The 11,916-nt window shown below is 57.3% G+C and carries 7 protein-coding genes and 1 pseudogene; 2 read left to right on the plus strand and 6 right to left on the minus strand.

Annotated elements, in window-relative coordinates:
- Positions 1-106: 106 nt before the first annotated feature.
- Positions 107-1,219 carry a suppressor of fused domain protein gene (locus Q3H59_RS13980; protein ID WP_008102641.1) on the minus strand — a complete coding sequence of 371 codons (1,113 nt, stop codon included), beginning with the start codon at positions 1,217-1,219 and terminating at the stop codon, positions 107-109.
- A gap of 225 nt (positions 1,220-1,444) precedes the next feature.
- Here Q3H59_RS13980 and Q3H59_RS13985 point away from each other — a divergent pair, with 225 nt between their 5' ends.
- Positions 1,445-1,738, plus strand: a complete 294-nt coding sequence (locus tag Q3H59_RS13985; RefSeq protein WP_192414237.1) for a hypothetical protein — start codon at positions 1,445-1,447, stop codon at positions 1,736-1,738.
- A gap of 3 nt (positions 1,739-1,741) precedes the next feature.
- Here the strand turns inward: Q3H59_RS13985 and Q3H59_RS13990 are convergent, their stop codons facing one another.
- Together Q3H59_RS13990 and bglX are read right to left on the minus strand one after the other, a co-directional pair.
- Positions 1,742-2,605, minus strand: coding sequence for an oxygenase MpaB family protein (locus Q3H59_RS13990; protein ID WP_192414235.1), 864 nt, complete (start codon positions 2,603-2,605; stop codon positions 1,742-1,744).
- Positions 2,606-2,750: 145 nt separating this feature from the next.
- Positions 2,751-5,048 (minus strand): beta-glucosidase BglX, encoded by a 2,298-nt coding sequence (gene bglX / locus Q3H59_RS13995; protein ID WP_280172609.1) that lies wholly within the window; start codon positions 5,046-5,048, stop codon positions 2,751-2,753.
- 154 nt (positions 5,049-5,202) lie between these two features.
- On the opposite strand from bglX, the gene dld reads away from it, so the two are divergent.
- Positions 5,203-6,912 (plus strand): D-lactate dehydrogenase, encoded by a 1,710-nt coding sequence (gene dld / locus Q3H59_RS14000; RefSeq protein WP_309835427.1) that lies wholly within the window; start codon positions 5,203-5,205, stop codon positions 6,910-6,912.
- A 313-nt stretch (positions 6,913-7,225) separates the two neighbouring features.
- Here the strand turns inward: dld and Q3H59_RS14005 are convergent, their stop codons facing one another.
- The 3 genes and pseudogenes from Q3H59_RS14005 to Q3H59_RS14015 all read right to left on the minus strand — a co-directional run bounded on the left by Q3H59_RS14005 (position 7,226) and on the right by Q3H59_RS14015 (position 11,765).
- A complete protein-coding gene (locus Q3H59_RS14005; protein WP_101763157.1) occupies positions 7,226-9,667 on the minus strand; it encodes a DUF3772 domain-containing protein in 2,442 nt (813 codons plus the stop codon).
- 254 nt (positions 9,668-9,921) lie between these two features.
- Positions 9,922-10,852 (minus strand): annotated as a pseudogene (gene pbpG, locus Q3H59_RS14010) (D-alanyl-D-alanine endopeptidase).
- Between the two features lie 325 nt (positions 10,853-11,177).
- Positions 11,178-11,765, minus strand: coding sequence for a Yip1 family protein (locus tag Q3H59_RS14015; protein WP_101763159.1), 588 nt, complete (start codon positions 11,763-11,765; stop codon positions 11,178-11,180).
- Positions 11,766-11,916: the final 151 nt, after the last annotated feature.

The following is an 11,916-nucleotide window of genomic DNA, read 5'->3' on the forward strand; positions in this document are numbered from 1 at the left end:
CGGCGTGTTAATGGGGAACTTGAGGTGAGCGCGATCACAAAGCAGTGAAATAGTTGATTTGGGTGATAATTTAAAATCGTAGGGTCGGCATCGATGCCGACCTGATTTACGGAGCGGGAGTTTCAACCACTTCCTGGCGCGGCCGGAACACATGATTATTGCCGTCCGCCAGCAAACGTTGCAGCAGCTGCTGCCCACCGCGATCGTCAGCCTGCGCAAACTGGCGTTCGGCTTCAGTAATTGGCGTGGACCACAGCAGATTCACGCGATCGCCATCGCGTTTCGGCAGGCGGAATTGCGCCGCTTCGGGAGCGAGATCGTTGGCCAGCAGGAAGCTTTCAAAGCCAACCGGCGCCACTTCTGACGCCAGCGTATGCCCTTCGCCAATCCAGGTCAGGCGCGCCCACGGCAGATGGGCAAACTCAGCCAGCGCGCTCGCCATCTGCACTGCATTGGCTTCGGTCATCACTTCACCGTCTACCGCCATCGCCAGCTCGACGCGGCGATACTGCGGCGCCAGCTCGTCAAACAGGTGATCCACCTGCGGCATCGGACGGATCCCCATGCCAAGCGTCAGGAAATACCAAACGCCATTGTGCAAGTGCTGTGAAATCGCCATTGGCGGCCAGTTGCCTTGATCGATGGAGTAATATTTTACCGATTCGCCAAACTGCGCCTGATAACACTGCATCAGCTCGCGCTGCACCACATCCCACAAGTGTCCGTCGTGCCAGTCACGCCAGAAGTGACGCTGCTGTTCAGCGCGCGCGTAGTAATCGTTGGTGGAGGCCGATCCCAGCGGTGCGGTCAGGCGATTCTCTTTGATGCAGGCAGCAGAAAAACTTACCTGCTTATCCTGATACAGGCTCCAGCCAGGGATCACCGCCAGCAGCTGGCCGTAATACCACAGCGCGGCGCCGTCGTCGCTGGGCTCCCACAGCACCTGTAAGCCGGCGGGATCGAGCATCGGCTCGGCTTCCAGCGTGCGGCAATACTCGGCACTCAGCAGCGGCGCGATGCCCTGCTCCATCGCTTCACGATCTTCCTGCGCGGGCGCAGGCAGCAGGTTACGCAGCCAGCAGCCGCGCACCGCGTATTGGCTGCGAAACAGGTCATTCGGCCAGATATAAAAATAGGCCGTACGCGCATCCTGCTCGACGATCGCGGTTAGTGTGTGTTGCTGATTCGGCACCTCAGCAATCAGAGGTTGGTGGGTCATAACGCCTCGATATTACCTGGAGGAATCCATTTTCCCCGAGAATAGAGCAGGATCGGCACTCGTGCCATGTGACACAAGGGTAAAACTCTCAAAGTGCCGGAAGGGAAAGATGAGTGCGGCTTATCAATTGCCGCTTAACACGCTGACAAGCTTCAGATTAATTTGCGATTCTTTTACCATTTCGCGTGATATGGTTTGCGCATTCACCTCTTTGGAGCTGCCATCATGGTGCTGCAAAACCTCGATCTGAACCTGCGTGACGTGGTTATTTTCGCGATGTTGGTGTGGCTGTTTATCCGTTATACATGGGTGATGACGTCGCTGACGCTATTGCTGGGCGGCGTGGCGTTGCTGGTGTTATTACCGCTTGATATCTATTACAGCCTGCTGCCGCTGGCGCTGATGGGACTCGGACTTGGCATGATGCTGCACCATTATCAGCAACGTCAGCAGGCACTAAAACGTGAAGCGCGCACACCGCGCACCTACACGCAGAAAGAGGATGAGCTGCATTTGTAACGCTTAGCGGCCCATGCGCTGCATGGCGCGGGTATAAGCGCCGCGCTGAATCGACCAGCGCAGCAGCCCCGCAATCACCGCCATTTCCCGATCCACACGCCACTGCGTTAGCGGCCCAACTGGCTGCTGAATCTGCTGTTGTGCCCAGTCAGGCAACAATCCCATTCCCGCTTTCAGCATCACGCGCATTGCCGGTTTCGCCTGCCAGCTAGGTGCAGGCGCGTTAATCAGCAATTGCATCACCTCCAGCGTGCGCGCATCACAGAGCAACTCGGGCCGCATCATCTGTAGATACGCCTCAACCGCCTGCACGCTTTTCGGCACCCGCTGTGCGCCAAGCGCCTCGGCAACTAATGCCGCTTCTTGATAGTAACGATCCTGATCGGCCAGGCTGAGCTGCGGATTTTTGTAGCGCAGATGCGCCGCCAGAAAACGGCTGGTTTCCGCGACGTGTACCCAAGTGAGCAGATGCGGATCGCTGGCGGCATACGGCTTGCCCGCGTTATCGACACCGGTGACGCGCAGGTGAATCCGTTTGACGCGGTCGATAAGGATGTTGGCATCGGCGGTATTACCGAAGGTGGTGACGGCGATAAACTGGCTGGTGCGCCGCAGGCGGCCCATCATGTCCTGCCGGAAATTGGAGTGATCCCACACGCCCGCCAGCGCCGCCGGATGCAGCATCTGCAACATTAAGGCGCTGATGCCGCCGCACAGCATGGAGGGGAAGTCGCCATGGACGCGCCAGATAACGTGGTCCGGGCCAAATAAACCGGGATCGCCAGGCGGTTGCGAGATGTCGAATTCGTTGAGTGACAGGCCGTTGAGGCGGAAGACTTGCTGTTGGATGCGTTCGCGGATGTTCATGGGTTTGTGCTTGTGCGGTTGTTGCCCTCACCCCGGCCCTCTCCCGCACGCGGGAGAGGGAGAGGATCGAGCCGGGATTGAATACCGCACCCATCGGTTCCCTCTCCCGCGTGCGGGAGAGGGTTAGGGTGAGGGGCATCAGCGATTACAGATAATCAAACTGTGCATCCTGCGTGCGCACCGAATCCAGTCCAATCATCACGTTGATTTTGCCTGGCTCGGCAACCTGCTGCATCTTCTGGTTCCAGAATTTCAGCGCATCAACGTCGATCTTAAACTTCACGGTCTGCGATTCACCGGCTTTCAGCATGATGCGCTGGAAGCCGCGCAGCTCCTGCACCGGACGGCTAATGCTGGCGACCGGATCGTTGAGATAAAGCTGCACCACGGTCGCGCCATCGCGTTTACCGCTATTGGTCACGGTCACTGACGCTTCCACCGAGCCGTTACGCGGCATAGTGCGTGACGACATCTTCACCGGCGACACCGTGAAGGTGGTGTAGCTCAGGCCGTAACCAAACGGATAAAGCGGACCGTTCACCGCATCGTAGTAGTGCGAGGTGTACTTGTTCGGCCTGGCGAAGTTGTAGGGACGACCGGTTGGCAAGTGGTTGTAATAAATCGGAATCTGGCCCACCGAACGCGGGAAGGAGACCGGCAGCTTGCCCGACGGGTTGTAATCGCCGAACAGCACATCGGCGATCGCGTTGCCGCCTTCAGTACCGCTAAACCAGGTTTCCAGCATCGCATCGGCTTGCTGATCTTCCTTCACCACCGTCAGCGGACGGCCGTTCATCAGCACGATCACCAGCGGTTTGCCGGTGGCCTTCAGTGCGGCCAGCAGCTTCTGCTGACTTTCCGGGATCACCAAATCGCTGCGGCTGGAGGCTTCATGCGCCATGCCCTGCGCTTCACCCACGGCAGCCACCACCACATCAGCTTTTTTCGCCTGCGCTACCGCTTCGTCAATCAGCTCCTGCGGTGAACGCTTGTCCACGCTGACCGCCTGCTCATACAGATTGAGGAAGTCCTGAATGCCTTTGTTGTCGGTGATGTTAGCGCCTTTGGCGTACAGCACCGTGCCTTTGCCCGCCATCGCATTGCGCACGCCTTGCAGCAGCGGAATCGACTGTTTCGCCACGCCGGCGGCCGACCAGCTGCCCATGATGTCGCGCTGGCTATCCGCTAGCGGACCCACTAACGCAATGGTGGCGTCTTTCTTCAGCGGCAGCGTTTCGCGCCAGTTTTTCAGCAGCACAATGCTTTTACGCGCCACGTCACGCGCTTCGGCGCGATGCAAACGGCTTTCCGCATTGGTGTCCTGCGGATCACTCTCTTTCGGCCCTAAATGACTGTAAGGATCGTTAAACAAGCCCATGTCATATTTGACGTTCAGCACATGGCGCGCGGCATCGTCCACTTCCGCCATGCTCACCGCGCCGCTCTTCACCAGGCCCGGCAGATATTTGCTGTAGTACTCGTCGCTCATGCTCATGTCGATGCCTGATTTCATCGCAATGCGCACCGCATCCTGTGGATCGCTGGCTACGCCGTGTTTAATCAGTTCTTTAATCGCACCGTGATCGCTAATGGTGATGCCTTTGAACTTCCAGTCGCCGCGCAGGATGTCTTTCAGCAGCCAACTGTCTGCTGTGGCCGGTGTGCCATTCAATGAGTTAAGCGCCACCATTACGCCACCGCTGCCCGCATCCAATGAGGCTTTATACGGCGGCAGATAATCCTGGAACAGGCGCTGCGGGCTCATGTCGACGGTGTTGTAATCTCGTCCACCTTCCACTGCGCCGTAGGCCGCGAAGTGCTTCACGCTGGTCATGATCGAGTAGCGATCCGCCGCGCTTTTGCCCTGCATGGCTTTCACCATGCTGCTGCCCATTTGCGCGCTGAGGAAGGTGTCTTCACCAAAGCCTTCCGAGCCGCGTCCCCAACGAGGTTCGCGGGACACATCAACCATCGGCGCCCACGTCATGTTAAGGCCGTCATCCGCGGCTTCATAAGCAGAGACGCGTCCCACCTCAGCGATGGCATCCAGATCCCAGCTTGCCGCCAGGCCAAGTGGAATCGGGAAAATGGTGCGCTGACCGTGCACCACGTCATAGGCGAAGAACAGCGGAATTTTCAGGCGGCTGAGCTGCATCACCTGATCCTGCATGGCGCGAATATCCTGACGCGTCACGGTGTTAAAAATTGCCCCGACCTGACCGTGCTGAATCATGTCGCGAATCGCCGATTTTGGCGTATCCGGTCCTACGCTGATCAAACGCATCTGCCCGATTTTTTCATCAAGGGTCATTTTGCTGAGCAGCTGATTCACAAAGGCGTCGCGCGCCTGTTCAGTCATCGGATGTGGGCCAAACAGATCGTCCGCGAAAGCGGGTTGCATGGCTAAGGAGACAGCGAGGCTAACAGAGTAAATCCATTTCATCAGGTCGGGTTCTCTTAAGTGACTGCGCAATATCGAAATAACCGGGGCAGTTTGCCACAAGATGAGGATAGCAGGTAGCCGCCATGTCACACCGCGCTCCTGTCGCTGGCGCATGCTACAGTAAAAGCGCCATGTTAAAGACAAGGATAGGCCAATGAATAACAACACTTCGCACCCTACTCTGCTCGCCGAACTGCGTCGTCTGGTCGGATCGTCGAACCTGTTAACCGACGCGGAACAGACCGCGCGCTACCGTAAAGGTTTTCGCTCGGGCGAAGGCGAAGCGCTGGCGGTGATTTTCCCCGGTTCGCTGCTTGAGCTGTGGCGTGCGTTGCAGGCGCTGGTGAGCGCCGATGCGATCATTTTGATGCAGGCCGCCAACACCGGCCTGACCGAAGGTTCCACGCCAAACGGCAACGATTACGATCGTCCAGTGGTGATCATCAGCACCTTGCGTCTGGATAAGTTGCAGCTGATCGACAACGGCAAACAGATCCTCGCCTTCCCAGGCAGCACGCTGTATCAGCTGGAAAAAGCGCTGAAGCCGCTTGGCCGCGAGCCGCATTCGGTGATCGGTTCCTCCTGCATTGGCGCCTCGGTAATGGGCGGGATTTGCAATAACTCGGGCGGTTCGCTGATCAAACGCGGTCCGGCCTACAGCGAAATGGCGCTGTTTGCGCAGATTGATGCCAGCGGCAAACTCAAGCTGGTGAACCATCTCGGCATCGATCTCGGCCATTCGCCGGAAGAGATGTTGGGTCGGCTGGATGACGATCGCTGGCAGCAGAGCGATGTGCGCTGGGATGAACGCCACGCCTCGGATCATGAATACGCCGAACGCGTGCGCGATATCCATGCAGAGACGCCAGCGCGCTTCAACGCCGATGAGCGTCGCCTGTTTGAAGCCTCCGGCTGCGCCGGTAAGCTGGCGGTGTTTGCCGTGCGTCTGGATACTTTCCCCACCGAACCGCAGCAGCAGGTGTTCTACATCGGCACCAATAATCCGGCGGAACTGGGCGATATTCGCCGCCATATACTGGCGGAATTTACCCATCTGCCTGTGGCGGGCGAATATATGCACCGCGACATTTTCGACATCGCCGAGGTGTACGGCAAAGATACTTTCGTGATGATTGATAAACTTGGCACCGACAAAATGCCGCTGTTTTTCACCCTGAAAGGCCGCGTGGATGCCTGGCTAGGCAAGCTGAACTGGGTGAAACCACATCTCACCGATCGTTTATTGCAGCGCATCAGCAGCTGGCTACCGGCGCATCTGCCTAAACGCCTTAAGCAGTATCGCGACAAATATGAGCATCACCTGATGCTGAAGATGTCCGGCGACGGCGTTGCCGAAGCGCAGGCCTATCTGACCGAATATTTCCGCGAAGGCGGCGGCGCGTTCTTCGCCTGTGACGCCAAAGAGGGCGCGCACGCGTTCCTGCATCGCTTTGCCGCCGCCGGAGCTGCGGTGCGCTATCACGCGGTGCATGCCGATGAAGTGGAAGACATTCTGGCGCTGGATATCGCGCTGCGTCGTAATGATGAAGCGTGGTTTGAACGCCTGCCGCCCGAGTTCGATAACGATCTGATCCACCGTCTCTACTACGGCCACTTCTTCTGCCACGTGTTCCATCAGGATTACATCGTAAAAAAAGGCGTGGATGCGCATACGTTAAAAGAGAAGATGCTGGCGATTTTAGCCGCGCGCGGCGCCGAGTATCCGGCCGAGCATAACGTGGGCCATCTGTATCAGGCGAAACCGCAGCTGCAGGCGTTTTATCAGCAGCTCGATCCCACCAACAGTTTTAATCCAGGAATTGGGAAAACCAGTAAGCAGAAAGGTTGGGCGGTGAAAGTTTGAGACCGGGCGGTGGCGGTAAATGTGCCCTTTTTAGCAGCACTCACTGAAGCTTCGGAGCAGGCCGGGGACGCTTTTGGGCCGGCAATCCGCAGCGCTGAACGAAACGAGGAAGCCAGGAGAGCCCGCAGGACGCGGGCGAAAGGCGGAGCCGGGACAGGGACGTCCCGTCTCCGCCGGTCCGTCAGGCAAACGAGCGAAGTGAAGGTACCGCGCAAGCGGCGCGAGGACCGCCGGACCAAAAATGGCCCCGGCCTGCGCACTCGTCGTCGGCTTAACTAACGAGCATTAGGCCATAAATGGCCACCCTACGCATTTATGGCAACGGATCGCTTTGCTGATCTTGTGCTGCGGCCACGGCGCGGCGCTCGATGATCATGGTCTGCGGCGTCGATAGCATAATGCCCTCTTTGCGCAGACGCGTCAGAATATCGAACAGCAGATCGCTCTTGGCACCGGAAATCTGGCGTTGACCGGCAACGTTGCCGGTGACGCTCAACACGATGCCCGCTGGCGTCAAATCTTTGAACGACACGGACGGCTCCGGCGTCTCCAGAATACGTTCGTTCTCCTGATACACTTCCAGCAGAATTTCACGCACCCGCACCGGATCGATATCCAGCGGGAACGTCAGCAAGATGGTGACCACGCCCTGCGCGTTACCCATGGTGGCGTTACGCACGTTCTGCGAAATAAACTGCGAGTTCGGCACAATCACCGTCGATTTGTCGCCGAGCTGAATTTCGGTGGCGCGCACGTTAATACGACGGATATCCCCTTCAATGCCGCTGATGCTCACCAGATCGCCCACTTTCACCGGGCGCTCGGTCAACAGAATCAGGCCGGAAATAAAGTTCTTCACAATCTCCTGTAAGCCGAAACCGATACCGACCGACAAGGCGCTCACAATCCACGCCAGTTTGTTCCACTGCAGGCCCATAATCGACAGCGTCAGCAGGATAATCAGCACGTAACCGATATTGCTAAACAGCGTCACCAGCGACACGCGCATGCCGACGTCCATGGTGGTTTTGGGCAGGAAATCTTTATCCAGCCAGCGACGCACCGAACGCAGCACGTAAATGCCCACCACCAGACAGAGAATTGCATTGACCATGTGCGCCGGCACAATGTTCAGCGACTCCAGCCCTTTGCCGCCCCAGAACTCAATCACCTTCTGGATCAGCTCAATCGGCGTTGATGAGGCAAAGGTGCCGTTCAGCAGTGCCAGCGCCAGAATGGCAATCAGCACGGTTTTACCCAGCGCGCTGAGCAGCGTCGCCGCCTGTTGCAGGTAACGCTCATCAATATTCAGCGTGGTTTGCAGGCGCTTGCCGGTGGCATTGCTGGTGGAGAACAGGCTTTCGCAGCCGTCATTCACCAGATGGCTGAGGAAGTAGAACGAACCAAACAAAATGCCGCACCAAATCACTTCATAGCTAAGGAAGCGCGCCAGCGTGACGTAACCGATGATCAGTGAAATCAGGATGCCGAGCGCCGTCAGCATCAGCGCCAGCTGCACCAATCCCACCAGCGTTGAACGCGCTTCAGGCTGCTGACCTTCCTGCACCATGCGACGGCGTACGCGGTTGATGCGCATGCCGATCGCCAGTCCAGTGCTGCCAATCAGCAGCGCGGTCAAGCCGTTAGCAAAAATGGTGGTATTCAGGCTGGTGCCGACGCTGTAGTTGAAGGCTTCCACCGTCTGAAAAATAAACACCAGCGCCGCAGTGAACGGCGGGAACGGCTTCAGGGCTTGCGCGACTTCGTTGGAGATGGCCGGCAAACGCCAGCTTGGGCGACGTGTGGAGAGGAACGCGCGGCCTAAGCCGGCAATCAAGCCGCAATAGACGCTGAGCTGCACCAGCCGATCAACAAAATCCTGCACATCACCCGAGACTTCATCACGGCGGGTAAAGGCCAGCGCGATGAAGTTAAAGGTGATCACCACCGCGGCCAGCGTGGTGAGCGCGGTGGTGGCGGCGAGGAAGCTGCGACGTAAGCGCCCTTCCGGCATCTTATGAATGCTGACCCAGGCAAAGAACTCTTCGCTGTAGCGACGGCCCAGCGTCATCACCAGCATCGCGGCAAACAGCCAGGCCACGGTGCCGAAACGCCAGCCAGATTCCCACGACAGCGCGGCGGTGTCCTGCAATTCAGTAATAAACTCGCTGATCTTCTCGCCATCAAGATCCTGACTGCTGACCAGCGGCGCCCAGAAGCGCGGGCCAAGGATACTGCCAGAGTTCAGCGCCAGCTGGCTTTTCAGCTGGTCACGACGCAGGTTGACGATCTGCGATGACAGCACCAGCGCACCGTTTTTGATGCCATCGGCTTGTTTGATCTGATCGTCCAGCTTGGCTTTCTGGCTCTCCAGCGCCGCACGTTTGCGCGTCACTTCAGGCGTCTCTTTCACGCCGCTATCGGCTTTCGGTGCCGGGCCAAGAACCGCCAATTGTGCATCCAATTGCTGGCCCTGCGGGATCAACGCCTGGCCGAGGGTTTCGGCATTACCGGAAAGCTCCAGCGCCATCTCATTAAGCTGGTTGAGCTGGCTTTCATTGGTATCGCCCGAGACCTGGCCTTTAATTTTGTCGAGAATTTTCTGCATCTTAGGCAGCTCGACCGAGGCATTCACCTTGGGTGCGGCGTCCTCTGCCTGATCGTTGGGCGGCGTATCTGCGGCCACGCTCAGCGTGGGAGCTAACAGCACAAGCAGCAGTAAAAACGGGGTAAACAGATGACGAAACTTGAACATATGAATGAGATTCCAGCGTAATAACAGCCGATAAACGCAAGTGCGATCGTGAATGGCGGCTAGTTTAAGACGTTGCCGACACTGAAACTATAGGAATGAAGGTGTAAAACTTTGGCGCTAACGATAAGCGTTTTTGCAGATGAGCGTAACAACACAACGCACAATCTGTAGCGGCGTAATCTATTGCGCATCCTGCAGAATCTGCAATGGGCAATAGATTGCGCCGCTACGGTATGTGCGTGCTTTAAATCCAGTTATTCATTATTCGCGGTCAAACCTGATTTCTGCTTCTTATACGCCAGCGCAGCGGCCGGAACCGGTGCGGCTTTGCCGGTTTCCAGCCAGTCGCGCAGGCGGTTGGCATCGGCGAAAATGGGTATATTTACCAAAGGCATCCAGCACCACCAGCGCCACCGGACGGTTGTTGATCACCGTGCGCATCACCAGACAGTGCCCGGCTTCATCGGTATAACCGGTTTTGGTCAGCTGGATGCGCCAGTCGTTTTTGTACACCAGATGATTGGTGTTACGGAACGGCAGCGCGTAGCTCGGATGTTTGAATACGGCGGTGTCTTCTTTGGTGGTGCTCAGTTCGCCAATCAGCGGGTACTGTCGCGTGGCTTTCAACAGTTTAACCAGATCTTCCGCGCTGGAAACGTTCTGAATCGACAGGCCCGTCGGCTCGACATAGCGCGTGTGCGTCATGCCAAGTGAGCGTGCTTTGGCGTTCATGGCGCGAATAAACGCATCGTAACCGCCCGGATAGTGATGCGCCAGGCTGGCGGCAGCGCGGTTTTCCGAGGACATCAGCGCCAGTAGCAGCATGTTGCGGCGGCTGATTTCGCTGTTCAGTTTGACGCGGGAGAACACACCGCGCATCTCAGCGGTATGGCTGATATCCACCGACAGCATTTCATCCATCGGCAGTTTGGCATCCAACACCACCATCGCCGTCATCACTTTAGTGAGTGAGGCGATCGGACGTACGCGGTTAGGATGGCTGGAAAACAGCACCTTGTTGTTTTCCAGATCGACAATCATGGCACTGCCGGAGGCGATTTGCGGTTGGGCAATCGGCGCCAGGTTTGCGAGTGCCGCCGGCGCAGCGAGCGCGGGCGTTATAGCGGCTGGCGCGGCGACAAACAGCGCCAGCGACAGCAAGGAAATACGCATTTTTGCAGACATCGTGTCAAAAAAATCCGGTCAGGAGTTTTGCGCTGTGTTGAGACACAGGCCGCCCGCAACAATCCAGACGGGATGCGGGCTGGCAGCAGTATCATACGCACTTACCTGAGAAATTTCTTATTGAGATTGTTTCCGGGCGTTAAAAAGGTCGCCATGGATGACGTGATGCTCGTCCATTAAGATATGAAAATCCCTGATTACCGAAAGCACAGCTTGTAGCGGCGCAATTCATTGCGCGATAAATCGCGCCGCTACGGAAGGTGCGGTGATTTGATACGGCGCTTAACTGATCGGCATTACGCCATTGATGCCGACCAGGCCTTCCTCAGAACAACCGTGGCCCGTAACCCCACAGAACCACCGTCAGCGCCAGCAGCACTTCAAACACCAGCACACCAATCGCCAATGTTGATCCGGAGAAGCGCAAGCTCTCATCACGGTCGATGCTCAGGAACACCGGGATGCCGACGTAAAGCAGATAACCGGTGTAAACCAGCGCCATCGCGCCCACCAGCACGCACAGCCACACAAGCGGATAGAGCGCCACCAGCCCGCTGAGGAACAGCGGCGTGGCCACATAGCCGGCAAACACCGTACAGCGCTGCAAGCTGGGACGCTGCGGATAGTTACGCGCCATCCAGTGGATCACGCGGCCCATTACCGCCACGCCGCCGAGGATAATCAGATAGAACAGAATGCCGAGACCGATACCGGTCAGTAGATTGAGTTGTACGAACTGCCCTTCGCCCAGATTCCAGCCCAGCTGCGTGGTACCGATAAAGGCGCAGATCACCGGGATCGCCGCCATTAACAGAACATGATGGGTGTAATGGTGCGAAACGCTCTCATTTTCCTGTTTAATATCGCGCATTTCCTGACCTGGATGCGCCAGTAAACCCCAGACATGATTCATACATTTACTCCTTTGCTGCGATGGGCTGCCCTTACAGCCAACGGCCTGATCAACGGAGGCAGCGTTAGCTCAAGTATAATCGTCGGCGCCGTTTTTGCGGGGCGCCACACAAATTAAGCCGCTGGTATACACTAATAGCGATTTCACACTT

This window comes from Pantoea sp. SORGH_AS_0659 (assembly GCF_031453915.1).
In the GTDB taxonomy this organism is placed as follows: domain Bacteria; phylum Pseudomonadota; class Gammaproteobacteria; order Enterobacterales; family Enterobacteriaceae; genus Pantoea; species Pantoea leporis.